The sequence below is a fragment of the Flavitalea sp. genome, assembly GCF_035489435.1.
Classification (GTDB): Bacteria; Bacteroidota; Bacteroidia; order Chitinophagales; family Chitinophagaceae; genus DATHKG01.
Window position 1 is genome coordinate 1 of the sequence record NZ_DATHKG010000067.1, and the last position, 21,654, is coordinate 21,654.

The 21,654-nt window shown below is 40.9% G+C and carries 16 protein-coding genes; 8 read left to right on the plus strand and 8 right to left on the minus strand.

Features of this window, described 5'->3' with window-relative positions:
- The 6 genes from VK664_RS10550 to VK664_RS10575 form a co-directional block, all read right to left on the minus strand.
- The coding region (locus tag VK664_RS10550; RefSeq protein ID WP_461398617.1) for a SusC/RagA family TonB-linked outer membrane protein at nucleotides 1–1,745 on the minus strand (1,745 nt) is incomplete at its 3' end.
- A gap of 41 nt (nucleotides 1,746–1,786) precedes the next feature.
- Nucleotides 1,787–2,836, minus strand: a complete 1,050-nt coding sequence (locus VK664_RS10555; RefSeq protein WP_461398618.1) for a FecR family protein — start codon at nucleotides 2,834–2,836, stop codon at nucleotides 1,787–1,789.
- A gap of 79 nt (nucleotides 2,837–2,915) precedes the next feature.
- Complete coding sequence (locus tag VK664_RS10560) at nucleotides 2,916–3,494, minus strand: RNA polymerase sigma factor (protein WP_461398619.1); 579 nt, start codon at nucleotides 3,492–3,494, stop codon at nucleotides 2,916–2,918.
- A gap of 40 nt (nucleotides 3,495–3,534) precedes the next feature.
- Nucleotides 3,535–4,227, minus strand: a complete 693-nt coding sequence (locus tag VK664_RS10565) for a 3-keto-disaccharide hydrolase (RefSeq protein ID WP_461398620.1) — start codon at nucleotides 4,225–4,227, stop codon at nucleotides 3,535–3,537.
- Between the two features lie 513 nt (nucleotides 4,228–4,740).
- Nucleotides 4,741–5,043 carry a hypothetical protein gene (locus VK664_RS10570; protein WP_461398621.1) on the minus strand — a complete coding sequence of 101 codons (303 nt, stop codon included), beginning with the start codon at nucleotides 5,041–5,043 and terminating at the stop codon, nucleotides 4,741–4,743.
- An 11-nt stretch (nucleotides 5,044–5,054) separates the two neighbouring features.
- A complete protein-coding gene (locus VK664_RS10575; protein WP_461398622.1) occupies nucleotides 5,055–5,504 on the minus strand; it encodes an SRPBCC family protein in 450 nt (149 codons plus the stop codon).
- A gap of 426 nt (nucleotides 5,505–5,930) precedes the next feature.
- Between VK664_RS10575 and VK664_RS10580 the strand changes: the two genes are divergently transcribed.
- Complete coding sequence (locus tag VK664_RS10580) at nucleotides 5,931–6,866, plus strand: DUF808 domain-containing protein (protein WP_461398623.1); 936 nt, start codon at nucleotides 5,931–5,933, stop codon at nucleotides 6,864–6,866.
- A 112-nt stretch (nucleotides 6,867–6,978) separates the two neighbouring features.
- On the opposite strand, the gene VK664_RS10585 is transcribed toward VK664_RS10580, so the two are convergent.
- On the minus strand, nucleotides 6,979–7,632 hold the full coding sequence (locus VK664_RS10585; protein WP_461398624.1) for an alpha/beta hydrolase family protein: 654 nt from the start codon (nucleotides 7,630–7,632) through the stop codon (nucleotides 6,979–6,981).
- Nucleotides 7,633–8,151: 519 nt separating this feature from the next.
- Between VK664_RS10585 and VK664_RS10590 the strand changes: the two genes are divergently transcribed.
- Together VK664_RS10590 and VK664_RS10595 are read left to right on the plus strand one after the other, a co-directional pair.
- On the plus strand, nucleotides 8,152–8,712 hold the full coding sequence (locus VK664_RS10590) for an ORF6N domain-containing protein (RefSeq protein WP_461398625.1): 561 nt from the start codon (nucleotides 8,152–8,154) through the stop codon (nucleotides 8,710–8,712).
- 150 nt (nucleotides 8,713–8,862) lie between these two features.
- Nucleotides 8,863–10,290: an alpha-L-fucosidase gene (locus VK664_RS10595; RefSeq protein WP_461398626.1), complete on the plus strand. Its 1,428-nt coding sequence runs from the start codon at nucleotides 8,863–8,865 to the stop codon at nucleotides 10,288–10,290.
- A gap of 98 nt (nucleotides 10,291–10,388) precedes the next feature.
- Here the strand turns inward: VK664_RS10595 and VK664_RS10600 are convergent, their stop codons facing one another.
- Nucleotides 10,389–12,773: an ABC transporter permease gene (locus VK664_RS10600; RefSeq protein ID WP_461398627.1), complete on the minus strand. Its 2,385-nt coding sequence runs from the start codon at nucleotides 12,771–12,773 to the stop codon at nucleotides 10,389–10,391.
- Between the two features lie 1,060 nt (nucleotides 12,774–13,833).
- Here VK664_RS10600 and VK664_RS10605 point away from each other — a divergent pair.
- The 5 genes from VK664_RS10605 (at nucleotide 13,834) to VK664_RS10625 (ending at nucleotide 21,583) form a co-directional block, all read left to right on the plus strand.
- Complete coding sequence (locus VK664_RS10605) at nucleotides 13,834–17,883, plus strand: YDG domain-containing protein (RefSeq protein ID WP_461398628.1); 4,050 nt, start codon at nucleotides 13,834–13,836, stop codon at nucleotides 17,881–17,883.
- 135 nt (nucleotides 17,884–18,018) lie between these two features.
- Entirely contained in the window at nucleotides 18,019–19,128 is a 1,110-nt protein-coding gene (porV, locus tag VK664_RS10610; protein WP_461398629.1) for a type IX secretion system outer membrane channel protein PorV, read from the plus strand.
- A 224-nt stretch (nucleotides 19,129–19,352) separates the two neighbouring features.
- Nucleotides 19,353–19,598, plus strand: a complete 246-nt coding sequence (locus tag VK664_RS10615; RefSeq protein ID WP_461398661.1) for an ABC transporter permease — start codon at nucleotides 19,353–19,355, stop codon at nucleotides 19,596–19,598.
- A gap of 627 nt (nucleotides 19,599–20,225) precedes the next feature.
- The gene (locus VK664_RS10620) at nucleotides 20,226–20,612 is read left to right on the plus strand and encodes a hypothetical protein (RefSeq protein ID WP_461398630.1); all 387 of its coding nucleotides are present in this window, start codon (nucleotides 20,226–20,228) and stop codon (nucleotides 20,610–20,612) included.
- A 191-nt stretch (nucleotides 20,613–20,803) separates the two neighbouring features.
- Complete coding sequence (locus VK664_RS10625) at nucleotides 20,804–21,583, plus strand: alpha/beta hydrolase (RefSeq protein ID WP_461398631.1); 780 nt, start codon at nucleotides 20,804–20,806, stop codon at nucleotides 21,581–21,583.
- The last annotated feature ends 71 nt before the right edge of the window (nucleotides 21,584–21,654 follow it).

A 21,654-nucleotide genomic window follows, 5' to 3' on the forward strand; every position in this document is an offset into this window, starting at 1 on the left:
AAGGTATTGATACCAAATGAAGATCTGAATACCAGTCCTTTGATTGGCTGAACCGTAAGATATATATTACCGTTCAGCGTATTGCTCCGGCTGAAACTTCCGGATCTTGCGTAATCCAGCCAGGCCATTGGATTTGGCGCAGTTGGCGAAACACCGGTAGGGCTGCCATAAACATTATAAGGATAATACGGATAAGGGCCCTGTACCGTCGGATCGGGATTGTAGATCTGGATCACCGGGCTTCCACTTGCTACACCGGCATAGCTATTTTCATTGCCTGCACCTTCAGCAATGGTTGCGCGCCGGCCTATATTATTATAATTGACATTTTCGCCGATTTTAAGAATTGCTGTATTTCCCTTTTTGAGTAATGTCCATTCAGAATTCATTCTGAAACTAACGCGTTTATAGGTAGGTATGGCGGGTTTGCCTACAATTCCTTCCTGGTCATCGAGTGATATACCCAAAGAGTAAACACCCTGCTCAGTGCCACCTGAAATATTCACGCTATGACTTTGAATGGGCGCATTTTTATTAGAAGTCGCATCGAGCCAATTGGTTCCATCCCATTTACCGTTTGCTATATCTGCATAGCCTGGTATTACCTTGCTAAAATCAGGAACCGCAACGCCTTTATTGGTGTAGTCTTCTGCCCAAAGCATCAGGTAATCTTTTGCGCCGAGGTATTCCACTTTTTTGGCAACGTTCTGCACGCCATAAAATCCGTCGTAACTAATGGTTGGTTTTCCAACTCTACCTTTCCTTGTAGTAATCAGGATCACACCATTTGATGCCCGGGCGCCATAAATTGCTGCCGAAGCAGCGTCCTTCAACACATCCACAGACTCTATGTCAGCAGGATTCAGACTGTTGATATTTGGAACTGTTACCCCATCAACAACATAAAGTGGTGATGAATTTCCGGTAGTACCGATACCGCGGATAATCACTTTAAAGCCATCCCCTGGTTGAGCAGAAACCTTTGCAATGTTTAATCCCGAAACCTGGCCTTTCAGCGCATCTAATACAGCCGGTGTGTTTCGTTTTTGTATATCCGTGCCTTTAACCTGGCTGGTAGCACCGGTGATCAATTTCTTTTTCTGAACACCATACCCTACTACTACTACTTCTTCCATGGCAGCAGATTTAGTGACTAGCGTTGTTGTAATGGCGGTTTGTGTGCCAACGGCAACTTCTTTTGTTTCATATCCAACAGAAGAAATAGTCAATACAGACTTAGTGCCTGCAACAGTAATTGTAAAAGCACCGTCAGCATCGGAGGATGTAGAATTAGTAGTCCCATTTTCGGAGATGGTTGCATCGGGGATAGCCTGACCATTAGGATCCGTTACAGTTCCCGAAATTTTGATTGGTTCAAAGCTCGCACCGGGGCTTGTGCTACCCTGGATACCTGATTGTATCGCAACAGGTACAATCGGATTTTGTGTACCAATTTTTTCGTTTGGAACAATACAATAGTAGTTTGTTTTGACATAAAGGAAAACAAGATTGTTGGGATACAGGAGGTTCTTTAAGACTTCTTCAACAGGCTTGTCTGCAAAACTGTCAAGCTGGTAGCTGGTAGTTTTACCATCGAGTATGGATTTGTCGCAGACAAACTCGGTACCAAAAATTTTTGTAACTTTTTTTAAGGCTTCGCGGAGGGAGGTTGATTTCTGGGCGAAGGCGCAGGGGCTTATCAATAGCAGCAAAATAAGCATCCTGCCGCGGTGGCGTGCATTCATGGCGTTTTATCGTTAGAGATGGTGAAAGATTATATATTTGATTACCTAGGTCTTACTATGATCGTGCTGTCATTCTTTATAATTTCTGCATTTAATACAGTGGATAATACAAATAAAGCATCATCCATGTTGGTTAATAAAACAGCACCTTCAATTTTCCGTTTTCCTGATTCGGAATTTTCCAGTACAATATTTTTTCCGAAATTGTCTTCCAGGTATTGAACAATCTCTTCCGCAGTAGGATTATCCAATAGCAGTCGTTTTTCTTTCCATGCCGAAAATTTTTCCGCACTGGTAGTCGCCGTTATCAATTTATTTTCAACATAATTGTAGTCGAGCATTTCGCCTGGCTTCATTATGATGTCACTCCTGTTCGTATTTTTGAAAGACACTTTTATTTTGCCTGTCTCAAGCACCACTATTGTTTTTCCTCTTCTAAGCCGGATGTCGAACGAAGTGCCCAAAACTTCTACCGTAACGTCTTTTGTATGAACAATGAAGCGTTCATATTTTTGAATATGGTTGGTATCTTTGTTGATGTGATTGACATTAAAAAAAGCTTCGCCCGTTAACCACACTTCCCTTTGATCATTTTTGTCCCATTCTTCATCGAACCTGATTGCTGAATGAGCATTTAAAACAACCTGGGAACTATCAGGTAAGGTTAGTGATCTCACTTCGCCATATTGAGTACTGAATGAAACAGGTTCCTGCTTTTTAGTTAAAATATAAAGTGCCGAGGCGACCAGGATCAGGCCTACAAAACCCGCCGCTATCCCAAGCACCGTTTTCATTGGAAAGCTCCGTTTGAAATCAACAATCTTACTATTTTCAATTCTTTTGACAGCCTGGAGATGAGTTGCCAACGATCTATTGATCACCATTTCGTCGGGGAGATCTTCTTTGAAGATGATCTGCTTTAAAAAAATGGCTGCCGCCTTTCCCGCGTCCTGTAGATGTGGATATGCCTCAAAAAAAGACTGCCAGAAGATGTTGCTTTCCGCGCCGGGATGCATTACCCAATCCTGGAAAACAGGATCCATGATAAATTCGTTCTCAGTAAAATCGCTATACTTATTATAATCCGTCATTGAAACAAGCTTCCGTTACTATGATTAATAGCATCTCTATTTATTATAGTGCAAGGAAAGCAATGTTTTACCCCACGGTTTAATATTTATTTAAAAAAAAATTCAAGGAGAGGACATTTAAAAGCAATGCAAGAGCAATAAGCATCCTATTTTTCAGGGCAGACAGGCTTCTGGCCATTATCTTATAAGTAGCTTTTACGGAAATGTTAAGCACCTGAGCGACTTCTTCATACGATAAGTTCTGGTAAAACCTTAAAAAGACAGCTTCACGCTGATGGGGGGTTAATGCTTCAAATGCAGTTTTTAACCTGGCCTGCTGTTCATTATTCACTTCCCGGCTTATAAGTAGGCTATCAACCGAAAATGAGGCTTCACCCTCAATTCCTTCATTACTGACAATTTTGTTCTCTTCTTTTATTTTCCTAAACAGGATGTAACGGAAAGATGCAAAAAAATAGCTGTTGATGGAACTTACGTGGAGCAGCTTATGTTTTTTTAGCCAGATCTCAAGAAACACTTCCTGGATCGAATCTTCTATTAGCGAGGTATTTGAAGTAAATTTTTTGCCGTAGTTGTAAAATTTTTTATAATAATCAGTATATAATTTTGCATAAGATTCGTCATCGTTAAAAATATTTACCCAATCCTCGTTCGTCATCCTGCACGCTATTAAATATGAGAATGAATTGTCAAAACCATTACAGCCTTTTTACCCTGATATTTTTAAACCATACTTTTTGTCCATGGTGCTGAATCATGATCAGCCCGTCAGGTGACTTGCCAAAAATGGGATTATCTTTATACTTACTTTCATTGATCAGTCGGTTCGTTTTAACTGAACCCATTTCGTATTCCACTACCTTTTTGCCATTCAGCCAGTGTTCGACGCGGTTTCCATTAACTACAAGCTTACCGGTATTGTATTCACCAACTGGCTTCAAAGTTTTATTGGTAGGGACAATTAAATCGTAGAGCGATCCCGCTGAACGTATGGGCGCCTTGTCATTGAAATCTATATCATCCAGTATTTGAAATTCGAAATTATCCAGCCAGTTAGGGCTGTTTCCATTGCCGGATTGATGGATCTGCGATTCCTGCATGTGAAAAAAGATACCGCTATTCCCGGCTTTTGATACTTTCCATTCAAATTCCATTTCGAAGTTCTTGTATTTTTCTTTCGTAACTAGATCTATGTTCGATACGTCGATTTGAGCTGCCAAAGCACCATCTTCAATTTTCCAGGCCTGGTCGGGGAAGGATTTCATATTATATCCCCTGAAATTGTCAGTAGAAGTACCATCAAATAATACGGTCCATTTACCTTGCTGTGCGTGGCCAGATATCACGCTAATGCAGACTGCGAAAAAGCTAAATAGAATGTTCTTTTTCATGAACTGTTAGGATTAATTCGATTTTTCGTTTCAATAAATTACTTAAAAAACTTCAATATCTGCTGTTATACCACAACCAGCTGTTAATGTGGTTCAGGGCCTTTATAATATGCCTGGGAAAACCATTCAATCAGTGAATATACTACAATGGTTGTATACCGGCATTTCATATAAAGTTTATCAGAGGATCGAATCCAGAAAATTTTATGTGTGTATGCAATAATATTGGCAAACTATTGCAGCCAGGCGGTCCACTTTGCAATATCGAACAAATTAACGGTGGATTGGTTCCGTTCGCGGGAGCGTATTTATAAAACACGGTGCGGGGAAAATTGTTGGCATGATTGGCGTATCTCGTGTCAGTTGACGAGTATAATCAGGTAGCCTCTTTCGGAATAATTGTGATGTGAGCAGTATTTGTTGAAATTGGATTTGCTATGGAGTATAAAACGCGAGCGGATTTTTGGAAAATTTAAAGTGATAAAATTTTGAAAAGGCAATCAGTTACCAGACCTACTTTCCAATACAAAACTTATTAAAAATGTAATCGAGTTGATCTTCATGCGTGATCTCGCCAGTTATCTCTCCAAGAAAATGAAGACATCTGCGAATGTCCAAATCAATCAAATCGCCTGGAATATTGTTGTCCAGCCCCAGGCGAACTTCATGAACAGAAATAGCTATCTTCTGAAGCGAATCAAAATGTCCTGCATTGGTAACTATTGTTCCTTCTGCCTGAACATCTCCTTCGAGCACCATAGCTGTAAGTTGGTTCTTTATGTTAGCACTTCTTCCATCTATTGAAAGACCAGGCATCGGCTTAAAGATCAGGCATCGGGTATTTCAGGCTCCACAAGCTTAATTAATTTATCCAACGAGTCCTGCCAGCCTAAATAGCACATCTCCGCAGGTATCATCGCAGGAATACCTTCCTGCGTAATTTTTATTTCCGTACCAGCTAAGTTTTTCCGAAGTGAGACCGTAGTAGTCATCTCACCCGGCAGATTAGGATCATCAAATATGTCGGTATATTTCAAAAATTCATTAGGTTTTATCTCCACATATTTTCCGCCGAACGATTGGCTACTGCCAGTGGTAAAATTTTGAAAAGACATTTTATAAGTGCCGCCTGTTTTTACATTCATTTCATGAACTGTACAAAGAAAACCATAAGGTGGTATCCATGAAGCAATGGCCAGTGCTTCAGTGAAAGCGCGATACACCTTTTCCGGCGAAGCTTTTGTTTGCCTGTGTAATGAAACATTATTCGTTGACATAAAATTGCTTTTTTGTTCCTACTCGTTTGGCTTTTCGGTTTCGCCCGTTTTTTGCCGTGGTTGCTGCTCCACCAAAATTGTTTGCTTTGATTTTGTTAACATCAACTTTTTATTAACATCAACAACTCAAAGGTGCCGACTATCTTTCAATATAACGATGGGTATATACGACAACTATTGGGTTATTTGCGACTTACTGCAACATTTTATTGGGATTATTTGGAAAAATATATCCAAACACAAAACCTTTGTCAACTTAATTCAATTATGGTCTTTATGGATTGGCAGCATGAGACCCGAGGAAAAACTAAAAGTCATTCCGCACTACCAACAAACTTTTATTAATAAAGCTGTCCTAACTTGCTGCCGGGCAGAACAGGAAAAAACATAGCGAACTAAACAGGACATCAAAAAAAATTGACAAATATGGCATCAGGATTTTTTGCTTTGCTAGATGATATTTCGGCTTTGGTTAAAGCAAGTGCTGCCAGTTTGGATGATGTGCCCGCACAGGTCGCCAAAACAACCGGAAAAGTTTCAGGTATTGTAATCGACGATACGGCGGTTACACCTAAGTATGTTGTCGGCCTCGATCCATCCCGGGAACTCTCCATTATTTTCAGTATTGCGAAAAAATCACTGATAAATAAGCTGTTTATTTTAAGTCCGGCAGCTTTGCTGCTTGGGTATTTCGCCCCCTGGGCAATTACCCCGATTTTGATGGCAGGTGGTGCTTATTTATGTTTCGAAGGTTATGAAAAATTGCATTCGTTGTTTACCAAGCCGCACAAAGCGCAGGTTGAGACTAAGCAGCTAAAAGTGATTACTCCGGAGGAACTGGAAAAGGAACGCGTTACAGGCGCTGTACGCACAGATATCATTCTGTCAGCCGAAATTATGGCTATTGCGTATAACGAGGTAAAGGACCAGGCAATATTTAATCAGGTTGTTGTGATGTTGGCAGTAGCCGTTTTTATCACGGTGGCCGTATATGGGTTTGTCGGGCTGATTGTTAAAGCAGATGATATCGGCACACACCTGGCGCAGGATAGATTTCACCCTGTTGCGCAAAAGTTTGGTCGTGCAATTGTAAAATTTATGCCACGCTTCCTGAATATACTTGGTGTTGTAGGTACTGTCGCGATGCTTTGGGTAGGCGCCGAAATCATCGCACATGGCATACCTTTTACCAGTCATTTACTTCACGATTTAGAAAATGCTTTGGCAGGAATGCCGGCAGTGGCGTGGGCCGCGAAGGCGCTAGTCAGTGCAATTGCAGGGATTGTTATCGGTTTTACTATTGAGAAAATCCTAATGGGGGTGAAGATGCTATTTCCTAAGAAAGAAGATGTTATCGCTTAGGAAAGTTTATTCCTGATAATCTTCACCATCTATTGTAAATTCGTTTCCGGAACAAGACTAAAAACTTCTCCGTTCGCCCATCATTCTACTTTCATTTCCTTCTGATTAATTATCACTTTAAAGTCATTATCCAGTCCCTGGTTAAATTGGCAAGAAGCTGTATGACATCCTGTTTCCCTGCTTTAAATGCATGATTCGCTCCCTCGATTTTCATCAGGGTGGCTGGCCGCAGTGAGGCACATACTTCTTCTATTAAATTCCATGTAGCCAATTCATCTCTTGTTCCCTGCAAAAACAACATTGGCTTTTTAATGTTTTTTAAATGTTCCGCCCTGTCTGTAGAAGGCTTTCCCGGAGCATGTAACGGAAAACCGTAAAAGATTAAACCTTTAATTTCAGCATCGGAATTAGCCGACACATATTGAGAACTCATTCGTCCACCGAATGATTTTCCTGCAACAAAAAGCGGAAGCGCAGGGAACAATTGTTGGGCTTTAGCAATAGCGGTTTCAATAGTTTGATGAGCAACAGCAGGAGTATCAGGTCTGCCTTTTTTATGCTCTGCAAAGGGAAAATTGAAACGCATCGTAATAATCCCCGCATCTGCAAGTAACTGCGACAAGGTTGTCATGAAAGAATGATTCATACCTGCACCGGCACCATGTGCAAGGGTCAGTACACAGGAGCTTTTCTGCGGTACAATACATTCAGCGGAAACGGTCCCAAGAGCAGGAGAGATTTTAAGTGATAAAGACTTCGTTTTCATTTGCCATTCATTTAGCTGTGCGATAAAAATAAGAAGGATAATCTGTTTCGGTAAATGTTATACTTTTCCTAAATCGGAAACCGCGGTTAACATCGAAATACCCGGACGTCAGACAAACCAGGACAGCGGATCATTGAGTTCACGAAGTATGAAAACAAGGCGTGATGATCTGTCGAAAGTTATCTCTTAAATTCACAGCCATTTTTTTCTTTTAAACAAGAACAAGTATACTCCAACATTGAATTGATGTCTTTAATAAGAATTTTGAGTCTTTCCTTGTTCTCAAAAACATTGCTGCCCCCGGGACCTCCATGCCTGAATATCCGGGATTTCATGTCATATTGCTTGTGTAAAGGTTCTCCCGTAGATATATCACTATCGACAATCTTAGGAATTTTTGTTCGGGCTGTTAATGGGTTTGATAGAATTAATCAAAGTTCCCGGCCATGAACTATCCCATTTATTGTAATTTCATAAAGTCATCTTACATTAATTTAATCGAAATCGAATCTGGTACCCGTGAAAAAAATTATTAGCATTCAAAATAGAATATACCAGCTGCGGGAAGAACGTGTCATGCTGGATTTTGATCTTGCTCAACTATACGAAGTAGAAACCCGCGCATTAAACCAGGCCGTGAAGCGCAATATTAAACGTTTCCCCAATGATTTCATGTTCCGTTTGACTCTTGCCGAATGGCAGGAGATCCGATCACAATCTGTGACCGCATCTGACAGTACGAATATGCGATCACAAACTGTGATCGCATCCCAAAGCAAACGAAATACCACTGTTACCCCATTCGCCTTTACAGAACAAGGCGTTGCCATGTTAAGTGGCATATTAAACAGTGACAAAGCAATAAACATGAACATTGCAATCATGCGAGCTTTTGTAGAATTGCGAAAAGTGCTGATGCTACCTTCAGATCTTAAAGAACAGTTAAATCAGATAAAAGAGAGATTAGGCGAACATGATGTGCAGCTCAACCAGATCTATGACGCGATGGAAAACTTGTTGGATGAAAAATCTGCTCAAAAAAAATGGGAAGACAGGGACAGGATAGGATTTAAGAAATAATACTTTAATTTAAACTATGCACTCCAGCTTATGGCTTAAAGTTTATCAATGTGTTCATGTGGTATGATGAATTCTCAGTGCTCCCACCCAGCTTATGGATGGACATGTAAGAGCTTTTAGATTAAAATACCTATGCAACGATTAAATTGTATGAAAAAACGCTTCTTTATCGCGGTAGCTATTACCTGCATTTTCCAACCTCTATTTGCCCAGCAATTATCCAGGGATGAACGTATGAAATGGTGGCGTGAGGCCCGTTTTGGAATGTTCATTCATTGGGGTGTATATGCCCAAATGGCGGGGGTATATAATGGTCATGAGCAAGCCCGGGGTGGGGCTGAATGGATCTTAAACCGCATGAAAGTTCCTATTGCAGAATACAAGGGAATAGCAAGGCAATTTAACCCGACAAAATATGATCCGGATGCATGGGTAAAAATGGCTAAAGATGCAGGCATGAAATATCTCATTATTACTGCAAAACACCATGATGGATTCGCATTATTTGATTCAAAGGCAAGTGATTGGGATGTGATAAACGCGACAACCTATGGTAAAGACCTTTTAAAGCCCTTAGCGGCAGCTTGTAAAAAGTATGATCTGAAATTAGGCTTCTATTATTCCCAGGCACAGGACTGGGGCAATCCCGGCGGTTCTGTAGCAAGAAAAGAAATGCTTGAAGGATGGCCAAATCCTGATAGCGCGAAAATTGATGCCTATACAAAGAAACATAAAGGTCACTGGGATCCGGCACAGGAAACAAAATCATTTGATCAGTACATAAACGATGTAGCCGTTCCACAGGTAAAGGAAATTCTTTCCAATTATGGTGATATTTCAGTGCTTTGGTGGGATACGCCAACAAATATGACAGACGAGGCCGCACTTAAACTTCAGGAGCAATTAAAGCTACAACCCCGAATTATTACTAATGATCGTTTGAAGCGTCCAAACTTTCCTGGTGATACAAAAACGCCCGAGCAGAAAATACCAACCCAGGCTGAACTGGATGTAATGGATTGGGAAACATGTATGACCATGAATGGTACCTGGGGGTTTAGAACTTCTGACAATGACTGGAAATCATCTGAAACATTGATTCGAAATCTTTGTGATATTGCTTCTAAAGGAGGGAATTATTTATTGAACATTGGACCTAAGCCCGATGGAGCATTTCCGCAGGAAAGTATTGACCGGTTGAAGGAAATAGGTGCGTGGACAAAAGTGAATGGAGAGGCAATATATGCTACGAAAAGAAGCCCACTGACTCCCCTGCCCTGGGGACGTTGTACTAAAAAAGAAACAAAAAATACTACTACACTATACTTTTCTGTTTTTGAATGGCCTGAAGACGGAAAGCTTACTATTCCAGGTGTGAAAAATGAAGTTGTATCGGCAATATTACTATCCAATAATTCAACAATCAAAACGAATAAATCTGCTGATGGATTAACATTAATAGTTCCGGCAAAGGCGCCGGATTTAATTGCCCCGGTTATTAAAGTTGTATTGAATGGAGCTGTTTCGGATGTAAACAACGATAAAAAAGGTAAGATTAAGAGTAGTGAGATTGACTAATAAAACCGGAAAAATCCCGATCAGCACTTCACTTTAAAATCCTTTCTTTAGATCTTTTAAAAAGGGCCAGTGACAAGCTCTGAAAAACCGGGTTCATATTATTCGTTCCGTAAACTTCTAACCGGGTTTGTCACCGCTGCCCTAACCGACTGAAAACTCACTGTAAGTAAGGCTATCCCTAGCGCTATCGCACCAGCGACCACAAAAATCCATACACTGATAGTAGTCTTATATGCAAAGTTCTCCAGCCACTTGTTCATTGCCCAACTGGCAATTGGTAATGCGATAACGATCGAAACAGATACCAGCTTCAGGAGATTGCCCGATAACATCAGTACAATATTACTTACACTTGCTCCTACAATTTTTCGAATGCCAATTTCCTTCTGCCTTCTTTGGGCTGCGAATGCAGCAAGTCCAAACAAACCCAGACAGGAAATAATAATAGCAAGACCCGCAAAATACTTTGACAGCTTTCCAGCCCTCTGTTCTGAAGAATATAATTGCTGATAAGCTTCATCCAGAAAAGTGAAAGTAAATGAATATTTAGGATGCAATTGTTTGTATAAGCTTTCGATCTTTTTAATAGAAGAAGCCTCATTTCCAGCAGCAATCTTAACTAATATACGATTACTGACCCGAGCATTCCTGAACCGGAAAATAAGAGGTTCAATAGTATGGTGCATGGATCCATACTGAAAATCTTTTACTACACCGATGATTTGCGCCTGGCTATCACCCTTTTCTATAGTTTTACCTATGGGGTCTTTTAGTCCCATCTTTTTTAGAGCAGATTCATTCAGGATGATCTTTGAATCATCATCTTTAAATTCTCTTGAAAACGTTCTGCCTGCTAACAGTTTTAGTCCAAGTGTTTCTACCACATCATAACATATTCTTGGTGATTTAAAGGAATACTCTTCATCTGATTTTTGTCCTCTCCATGAAAAACCGCTTTGATTATCCGTGTCATCCAGAATGGATCCTGCCATTCCGGCTGCATTGATGACGCCGGGAATATTTTTAAGCATTGATAAAAACACTTCAGGGTCACCTGTTATTTCTCCTTCTCTTTGAAAAGAAACGATATTATCCCTGTTGTATCCCAGGTTTTTTGTCCGAATGAAGTCGATCTGTTTGTTAATGATCAGAAAGCCTACGATAAAAATAATAGATAACGAAAACTGCGTAACCACCAATCCCTTTCTGATCCATAGCTCACCTATGGAAGTCTTCGGATTTCCTTTTAATACGGTTACCGGTTTAAATGCTGAAAGATAAAATGCCGGATAAAGCCCGGAAACAAGACCCGTAAACAAAGCAGTCCCTATGATAGGCAAAATGAAACCCGCCTCATAATTTATTTGAATTTGTTTGCCTGTAATTTCATTGAAACCTGGCAGCAACAAAACAACTAATAGCATAGCAACGATCAACGATAACAAAGCCATGAAGATCGATTCACCAAGAAACTGCAACACCAGGGATCTTCGACTCGCTCCTATCGTTTTCTTTACTCCTATCTCTTTCATTTTTCCGGTGGCCTGGGCCGTAGACAGGTTCATAAAATTGATACAGGCTATGATCAATATAAACAGCGCAATTATCGAGAACAGTTTTACATATTGGATCCTGCCGCCAGCCACCACTCCATTTTCATATTGTCCATATAGGTATTTTTTTGAAAACTGCTGAATGAATATGCTGCATATGTTATTCCGCGGATCTTTTGTTTTTGTAAAATCCCTGATCTTCTTTTCAAAAGCTTTTTGATCTGTTCCTTTTTTTAGTACCATGTATGTTTTGGCGTAAGTGCCTGTCCAGTCTTTAGCGTAGCGGTCTCCTTTATATAAATTTTCATAGTTAAATATGATATCAAATTGACTGGTTGAGTTGGCTGGCGGATTTTCGAATATCCCTGAGATATAAAACGGTCCTTCCAGCTTCACCCGATGATCCCACTCCAGTGTTTTGCCCATAATACCCTCTGTAGTACCAAACATTTTTTTTGCCAATGATTTAGAGAGCAACACGCCATTTTTATCAGCCAGCACTGTATCCTTATGACCATGGATCAACCTGAATGAAAACACATTGAAATAATCCTTCCCCGCAAAAATTCCCTGCGCCCCTATATGTTTATTTTCAAATGAAACAACCCCCGGCCCCACAAACCCATTCATAAAAGGGTTTATAGAAACAGCCGTTTCCACCTCGGGCATTTCAGCCACTAATGCAGCTGCCAAAGGCGATGGTGTTTGATCAATGGTAAGAATATTATCTGCCGTCTGTATATTATACATCGCCTGATAGATCCGGCTATCTTTTTCATTGAACTTATCAATGCTCATCTCATCATTCACCCATAAAAAGATCAATATAGCGCTGGCTAACCCGGTCGAGAGCCCTACGAGATTGAGAATAGTGAATTGCCGGTCTTTTATCAATCTGCGCCTGGCGATTCGAAAAAAGTTATGGAACATTTGGATGGTTTTTAGTTTGAAAGACAAGATAACAGGGGGTTTTTTACGAGCCGGGATTCTTTAATTCACGTAAAAATGTGCCGGGAATGGGTTGGTTGGTTTTCAAAGGTTTGTGAAGTTGGTATTTGGCCGATTGTTCGGATACGTTACAGAGATTGTTCGGATACGTTACAGAGGTTGTTCGGTTTTGCGCAGATGAAACTTCCTCTCATGTTGGAACTGTGAATGTTTTCATTGTGTTTGTTTTGATTATCGTGCGGCACAATTAACTACAATCAGTTGCTTTGTCGAGTGACAACCATGTTGTAATGTAGTTCTGCCTTTATCCATGATAAAGTTTTTTTTAAAGTTAACATTTTCAGAGAAATCTTCTGAGTGGAAATAACCGTGAAAGTATTCCGATACCAGAGTAGCAAATGAAACAAAGAAACTCTTTTCATTAGTCCCGAAACGATTATTGTCTGTAATCAGATAATAACTATACAATTTTTTACTTGCAGCACAATCAAAAGTATATTTCATCAAAACTCATTTTCGGGTATGAAGAACTGTTAATTGTATATGGCTTTATCTGATGTCATCAATCTTATTTAGTAAAGGGCATTTTTATTAAAAGCCGGATACAAGTTGACGGGACAGGCTGCTAACCTATAACATTACTAATATCGCTCCGGCAGGGCATTTCGACAGGCCAGGTATTTCGATCATTGTGATACCTGGCCTTTTTATTAAAGCTCTCGATGTCGCAGATGGACTTTGCGTTTAAACAGATCGTCCACTGAATCTTTCAAGTTTCATTACTCAGACCTCAGGCACCCTGATTATTGAAGCCATTGAAAATTGTCCGATGGAAAATGTCCTGTAAAATCATCCAACTTATTTCTCTTCTATTTTCAGTTGATAGTTGCTTGTGATGATTTTTTTTAAGCAAATACTCTTAAACATTTAAGTATCACATAATAATTATAATAAAGAATCTGCTCTCAAGTTATACCTCGGAAATTTCCCGTAATTCAGCGGGGAGTATATCTATAATGAACGAAACTAATCAACCGTGTTTATGAAACGAACGTTACTCTTATTGATTGACATTTTCTTACGACAACATCAAAAAAAAGCTTTAAAACCCGCCTTGGTTCAACCCAGGATATTTACGCCTGAAAAATCAAGGATCAACCCGATAAAATTTGCCGGGATCGGCATTTTTCTAATGCTGAATCTCCTTACAACTTTAGTATCAAGGGCACAGACCACTTATGATTTCAGTACTCCTGCTACATTATCATACGGAACGGGTGCACCATACTGGTATAACCAGGCTAACATCACCATTGACGGAGTTGACTATAAGATCACTTCCGCTGGAAATGGTTCTTTATCCAATGAAAGTACCGGCGGATCGGGAAACTCGAAATGCCTGCAGAAAGAGGGTTCCGGTGGTGACCAGTTTATTTTATCGCGGGCAGATAATAAACCCTTCCAGTTCTATGGTTTTTGGATAAAACACCAAAGCATGAATAATTATGCAGAGTTTTATTCCTTACCACCCTGGTACGTGATCACTTATAACAAGGTGGTAGGAGCAGCTGAAATTTACAACGACAACACACCGATGCAGGGAGCTGTAAAACCAGGTGTTTACACATCATCATCTACTGCATTTACCAAAGATCTTACAGTAAAGTCCGTATCTATTTTTTTCTACGCCAACTACCATTATTGGATTGATGATATAAAAGTCGGCCCTGCTACTTCTGGTGCACCCGCTATCACGGTTCAACCCTCCAATAAAACTGCCTGTATCGGCTCTAACACCGGGTTTTCGGTTACGGCCACCAGTGCAACAGGTTATCAATGGAAGGTCAATACTGGTTCAGGGTTTACCAATATAACAAATGGTGCTCCTTACTCCGGGGCAACCACAGCCAGTTTAACCATTACGGGTGCTACCAGTACCATGGATGGTAACTTGTATCAATGTGTAGCCAGCGGATCCGGAACAATTACATCCAATTCTGCCACATTAAGTGTTCCTACAATTACCACATCAGGCTCCAATACTAATGTCAGTTGCAACGCTGGTTCAGATGGAAGTGCCACAGTAGTTGCCAGTGGAGGCGTAGCTCCATATTCTTATAGCTGGGCTCCTTCAGGTGGAACTGCTGCAACTGCATCAGGACTCACTGCCGGCGAATATACAGTTACCATCACCGATGCAAACACTTGCACCACTACACAAAATTTTACGATCATTCAACCACCTGCATTTGCCGTAACACCAACACAAACTGATGTAAGCTGTAACGGCGGCAGCAATGGCGAAGCTTCAGTAGCTGTAACCGGTGGAACAGGTTCATATACTTATAGCTGGTCACCTTCAGGTGGAACCGGTGCAACCGCATCAGGACTCACTGCAGGAAAGTATACGGTGACCGTCGCCGATGCAAACACTTGCAACACTACACAAAACTTTACGATCATTCAACCTGCTGCAGTTACCGCAACAGCTACTCCGTCTTCGGCAACGGTATGCAGCGGCAGCGCAACAGATATTGTTCTAAGCTCTAACACATCCGGCGTATCCTTTACCTGGACGGCAGCAACCGTGAGTGGAAACGTGGCCGGCGCCAGCGCAGGTACCGGATCTGCTATTGCACAAACATTAACAGGTAATGGCGTTATAAAATACGTGATCACTCCTGCCAATGCCACCTGCACCGGTGCATCAATTACGGTTGTTGTGACTGTGAATGCCTTAACAAGTATAGACAGCCACCCTACTGGCAGTAATATTTATGATGAAGAAAATACCAGCTTTTCAGTTACAGCAACTTCTGCAACGGGCTTCCAATGGCAGGTAGATAATGGTAATGGCTTAATAAACATACAAAATCAAGCTCCTTACTCGGGCGCAAACACAACCACGCTTAACATCACAAATGCTACAGGCGATCTGAACGGATATGCGTTTCGTTGTATTGTCACAGGAAACTGTGCACCAGTTATTTCAAAAACTGCAGTACTTGGAGTAAAAACAAGGACAGTTCAAAAGATTGTCTTCCCTGCTACCCGGGAAGTAACCTACGGCGATGTTGATTTTACTCCTGATGCAATAAGTGACGGAGGACTCGAATTGACCTATTCAAGCAGCGATGAAAACATAGCCACGATTCTTGATGGAAAGATTCATATCAAAAAAATCGGACAGGCCATCATCACTGCCGGTCAGCCAGGTGATGATGATTTCAAGCCTGCGAAATCTGTTACACAACAATTAACCATCAACAGGAAGGACCTGGTGGTAACGCTCAATTCAACACCGCAGATAAACAAGACATACGACGGAACTACGAGAGCCACCCTTACAGCCGGAAACTATACTATAACCGGCCTTGTAGGCAGCGATGATGTCACCGTTGAAGGAACTGCATATTTCAATGACAGCAAAGCCGGAACAAACAAAAACATAACCGTCAATAACTTTGCATTGAGTGGTAAGGATATAGAAAATTATAATTTAACAACTACCACCTCAGACGTAAAAGGTGACATCACTAAAAAGGATATAACCGTTACACTGAATTCGAAGCCCCTGATCAGCAAAATATATGATGCTACTGCAGAAGCTCAACTTGGCGCAGGCAATTATACTCTGACAGGATTAATTGGCGAGGACCAAACAGGCATTACAGGAAAAGCGGCCTATTCCGACAAAAATGCAGGATCAGGTAAAGTTGTTTCAGTCAGCGATTTCATATTGGATGGCCAAGACAAAGACAACTATTCATTGACTACTTCTTCAGCCACCACAACGGGCAATATTGAGGTAAAGCAGATCGGCATTGCTCTCTCCGCTGCATCAGCTATCACCAAAGTATATGACGGTACCACACATGCAACCACAACTGCAGGCAATTATCAGCTTCAGCAGGTTGAAAAAGGAGACGATCTTTCTGTATCAGGTACAGCAGAATATGATAACCCGAATGCAGGAACAAATAAAAAAGTATCCGTCTCCGGGTTTGTGTTGAGTGGAACCGATAAGGATAATTATAGCCTTGGAATTTCGTCTGATCTTACTACAGGAAGTATTACACAGAAATCAATATCGGTAACGCTTCAGCAGACCCCGGTTGTGACTAAGGTTTATGATGGCAACACTGACGCAATGTTAAGCTCGGGAAATTACCTTGTTACGGGAATCGTTGGTTCAGATGATGTAGTACTGAACAATCCTGCAAACGGTGCATACGATAATAAAAATGGCGGCCTGAATATACAGGTAACCGTATCAGGTCTTGAAATATCAGGTAACCATGCAGGTAACTATAGTTTAGTATCAACCACAGCAGAGGCTGCTATAGGAACAATTACTCCAAAAGAAATAAAAGTTGTTGCCCAGGCTCAAACAAAACAATATGGTGAAAACGATCCTGATCTTACTTATAAAACTGAAGGAAAGCTGGAACAGGATGAACTAACGGGCAGCCTTACACGGGCAACCGGCAAAAATGTGGGTGACTATGCAATCTCAATCGGATCGGTTTCTGGTGGCGATAACTACACCATCAGCAAATTCGCACCATCTGTGATGACCATCACTCCTGCACCGCTTGTAATAACTGCAGAAGATAAGACCAAGCCGCAGGGAACATTGAATCCATCCTTCACGTTCCGTTATGGAGGACTGGTAGCAGGTGATTTGCCTTCGGACCTTTCCATACCTGCGGTAGCAACCTCCACTGCAGCAACCGGTTCACCAATCGGCTATTATGATATCGTAGCAGCAGGAGCTGTTTCCAATAATTATACGATAACATTCACTAAAGGCAAATTAACAGTTACGCCAGCCGGAAGCCAGACTCATAGCCTTAAAACATGGAGCAGCAGCCCTGATATGTTGCAAATAAGGATTTATACTGATGTTGCACAGAAAGCAGCCATTATCCTTTATACTGAAAGTGGTCAGCAGGTAATACTGCAACAGCGTCAGCTTCAGAAAGGCATCAACAGCTTTTCGATGCCTGTGGGACATCTTTCTTCAAGCACATATGTTCTGGGAGTAGCAGCTGAAAAATTCAAAGACTCTCAAAAAGTAAATGTGAAATAAAAACCCAAAGCATTCTACCCGGCTATTTCAATAATGCCGGGTAGAACGCTTTCTTTAATCGCTATCCCATCGCGGACAATTAATTTCCACCTTAACAATATCAATTCGTAGCCCAAACATCAATTCGTAATTTATATGAAGACCTTGTATAATAAATTATTTCTTTCAATTTCATTACTGGCATTTAGCCCTGTTTTTTCACAGGATCCTGAACCTATAAACGTTGTTACAACAGCTACTCCATTTCTGCGTATTTCACCCGACGCACGTGCAGGTGGCCTGGGCGATCAGGGGATCTCAACATCACCAGACGCCAGTTCACAATTTTATAATGTTTCCAAATATGCCTTTGCCAGATCTCAATCCGGAATCGGCGCAACCTATACTCCCTGGATGCGGGATCTTAACCTTAAGGATGTATATCTTGCAACAATTGCTGGTTATTATAAACCGGATGAATCGCAGTCTTTATCAGCCTCATTGAGGTATTTCAGCCTGGGCAGTATTCAGTTTTCGGATGCTATGGGCAATGAGCTGAATACTGGTCGTCCGCGCGAGTTCAGTTTTGACCTTGGCTATTCAAGAAAGCTTTCAGATAAACTGGCCCTGGGTATGGCTTTACGGTATATCTATAGCAACCTTGCTTCGGGTTCCAGCTCCGGAACCAACTATAAGGCAGGCAACGCAGTAGCCGGTGATATTGGCTTGTATTATACAACAGTAAATGAAACAGGGCAGGGATTCAATATCGGTGCTGTGTTAAGTAATATGGGATCCAGGATCGCCTATACTACTGATGCCACTCAAAAGAATTTTATCCCTGCCAACCTCGGATTAGGTGCAGGACATACATGGGTCACCGATGGCGTACATAAAATTTCCGTAAATGGAGAGATTAATAAATTGCTTGTTCCGGCATTGCCGAATGGCAATATAGATTCTGCTGCTTATGCCAAATATGCTAGTGATGGCATGGTTAGTAGTTGGGCAAAATCTTTCGGTAATAAAGCCATGGCATATTCCTTAGGTGCAGAATACGTGTATAATGAGCAGTTTGCTTTGCGTGCCGGATATTACACAGATACCAGGAGCCTGGGCAAAAGAAATTATTTTACTGTTGGTGCAGGATTTGATTACAGCATGGTGGGTCTGAATTTCTCATACCTGGTGCCATCCGGCAATGGAGTAAATAGAAATCCACTCTCCAATACTATACGCATCGGTTTTTCACTTAAGTTTGAGTAAGCAACTCTCTTTGTCTTTGCAACAGCTGGCGGGCTATACTATCTTTGTGTTTTATTTTTTCGACACTGCAAAGATATTCTGGTTCATTAACTCATAGCCTACCTCTTACAACGTTCAGTTCATCAACCGGCGTATCAATTCTTTGTTGAGGTAAATGCTTCCAACACGATAAGGTTTCGAATTACCAGTCTGTCTATCATCAAACCATTTTTCTTATAGTTGCGCTGCTCGTCATTTTCATAGCGGGATTAGGTTTATTAGGTCTTACCATTTATGCGGCAGAACTACGTGTAAAAGAAATCGGCATACGAAAAGTATTAGATGCCAGTGTTAGTGGTGCCGTGCTTATGCTTTCAAAAGATTTTTTAAAGCTGGTGCTTCTCGCAGCCTTAATTGCAACTCCGGTTGCATGGTTTTTTATGCATAAATGGCTGGAAGATTTTGCTTACAGGATAAACATCAACCTGTGAGTTTTTATTTTGTCTGCCCTGGTGGCAATCATAATTGCTATGGCAACAATCTGTTTACATGTAGTAAAAGTAGCAATTGCAAATCCAGTGAAGAGTTTAAAAATGGAATAAAGAATTCCAGGATCTTAAGTAAACTAAATAGCTTCTGTTGAGGTAGCCCCTGTATTTTCCAATACAGAAAATAATAATCAATGACACCGGGATAATAGCTCTATTAACCGCTACTTATGAAGTTGACCCGCCTTCACGCATGTCCCCTTACCCCTCACCGGGACATTATTCGCTATTGCAGTTTTTATCAGGAACGTTTCAACTAAGACAAACTGTATTTAGTCGATTCCTTCACCGATTGGCGAAATAAAGTGAAATAAAAATCAAGCTTCTTTCGTGATTCCTTCATTTATAATTCATTGTGAATCGGCACGCCGGTTGCAAATCTGTAATCTGCCAGGCCTGGTGTTCATTCAACAATAATTATTTCAAAATTTTAAAAAACTGCCAATGAAAATGCAAATCAATTTAATCAAACCCCTGCTGGAGTTTAAAGCAGGGCTATAATACCGAAAACAGCCGGCCGAGAGAAGTGAACTAAAGTATTTTCAAAACCATATTAAAACAAACAAGAAAATGAAATTTATTAATACACATAGAATAGCCGTTACAATTGTTTCAGTTACTAAAACGCTTGATGATCTCAAGCGTGAAGGGTACCAGTCCAAATTCAGGCGGGAGCCAACAGGACTTTGCTGTATTGGATTGAAAGTATGGATCACCCCAGAACAATTCAGTGTAGATAACTGCTACTACTACGAAGATATATCAAACCCGGATGCTGACAGGGTGTTATATGCCATCACTACCAGTTTGGGGATCAAGGGGATCCTGGTGGAAACATGCGGAGCTTATATGGATAATATCAGCGAAGAAATGATTGAAAAATTAAAATTCAAAAAGCTGAGGCAAGCCAGCACCATCATGGTAACTAATTTCGCGAACGCGATAGAGAGCTGGTAACGAATTATGGTAAATAAATGCTGTCAAATAAATTGATTACCATAAAATATAATAATACAAGTGCAACACAATGGATTCCCTCGGTTATTGACGGCCCGACTGATCTGAAAAGCGTCAAATATTAGCATACCGGATTTTCCATATCCAGCATTAAAAATTCAACATTATTATCTAATAATAAAATTTAAACAATGAAAAAAGAATTTGTTTCAACAGTCAGCACTATAACTGTAGAAGAATATAAGCCAATAAAAAATATTGTAATTGTTCATGGCGCTTTTGCGGATGCTTCCGGCTGGGAGCCTGTCTATAAAATTCTCAGCAATGACGGTTATAACGTTTCATTGGTACAGAATCCTTTGACATCCCTGGAAGATGATGTTGTTGCAACCGAAAGAATAATAGACAGGCAGGATGGACCTGTAATATTGGTTGGCCATTCATGGGGCGGTGCTGTAATCACCCAGGCGGGCCTTTCATACAAGGTTTCTTGTCTGGTATATGTGGCTGCATTTGTTCCGGAGGAAGGAGAGACCATTCTGGCGCTGGCAACTGCTACGCCGCCTGCGCCCGAAAATGGCATCCTCCCTCCGGATGCAAATGGATTTATTTATTATGACAAGACAAAATTTCATGCGGGTTTTGCAGCGGAACAAAGTGCTGAAAAATCTGACTTCATGTTTGCGTCACAGGCGCCTGTTGCCGCAAGGGCATTTGTAACACCCATAACAAAGGCCGCCTGGAGAACAAAGCCTTCTTACGCCATTGTTGCAACCGAAGACAAAAGCATTGATCCGGAAACAGAAAGAATGATGTATAAAAGGGCGGGTTCAAAAGTTACCGAGATAAAAGGAAGCCACACATTGTTTATCTCCAATGCAGAGGCAGTAGCTGAAGTAATTAAAACCGCCGCAATAGTAACTGCGAAAGAGAAGAGGGCGTTTACTCGAAAAAGTGCTATGAATATTTAATTAAAAAACAAGGATTAAAATCGTATCTCAACATCATTTTTTAAAAATTGAACAGCAAGCATATCTAACCG

What these genes read in the sequence shown, in the direction of transcription:
- VK664_RS10555 (WP_461398618.1), bottom strand. Translation starts at nt 2,836, where the DNA reads ATGACGGATTATAATAAGTATAGCGATTTTACTGAGAACGAATTTATC.
- VK664_RS10560 (WP_461398619.1), bottom strand. Translation starts at nt 3,494, where the DNA reads ATGACGAACGAGGATTGGGTAAATATTTTTAACGATGACGAATCTTAT.
- VK664_RS10565 (WP_461398620.1), bottom strand. Translation starts at nt 4,227, where the DNA reads ATGAAAAAGAACATTCTATTTAGCTTTTTCGCAGTCTGCATTAGCGTG.
- VK664_RS10570 (WP_461398621.1), bottom strand. Translation starts at nt 5,043, where the DNA reads ATGCCTGGTCTTTCAATAGATGGAAGAAGTGCTAACATAAAGAACCAA.
- VK664_RS10575 (WP_461398622.1), bottom strand. Translation starts at nt 5,504, where the DNA reads ATGTCAACGAATAATGTTTCATTACACAGGCAAACAAAAGCTTCGCCG.
- VK664_RS10580 (WP_461398623.1), top strand. Translation starts at nt 5,931, where the DNA reads ATGGCATCAGGATTTTTTGCTTTGCTAGATGATATTTCGGCTTTGGTT.
- VK664_RS10585 (WP_461398624.1), bottom strand. Translation starts at nt 7,632, where the DNA reads ATGAAAACGAAGTCTTTATCACTTAAAATCTCTCCTGCTCTTGGGACC.
- VK664_RS10595 (WP_461398626.1), top strand. Translation starts at nt 8,863, where the DNA reads ATGAAAAAACGCTTCTTTATCGCGGTAGCTATTACCTGCATTTTCCAA.
- VK664_RS10600 (WP_461398627.1), bottom strand. Translation starts at nt 12,773, where the DNA reads ATGTTCCATAACTTTTTTCGAATCGCCAGGCGCAGATTGATAAAAGAC.
- VK664_RS10605 (WP_461398628.1), top strand. Translation starts at nt 13,834, where the DNA reads ATGAAACGAACGTTACTCTTATTGATTGACATTTTCTTACGACAACAT.
- porV (WP_461398629.1), top strand. Translation starts at nt 18,019, where the DNA reads ATGAAGACCTTGTATAATAAATTATTTCTTTCAATTTCATTACTGGCA.
- VK664_RS10620 (WP_461398630.1), top strand. Translation starts at nt 20,226, where the DNA reads ATGAAATTTATTAATACACATAGAATAGCCGTTACAATTGTTTCAGTT.
- VK664_RS10625 (WP_461398631.1), top strand. Translation starts at nt 20,804, where the DNA reads ATGAAAAAAGAATTTGTTTCAACAGTCAGCACTATAACTGTAGAAGAA.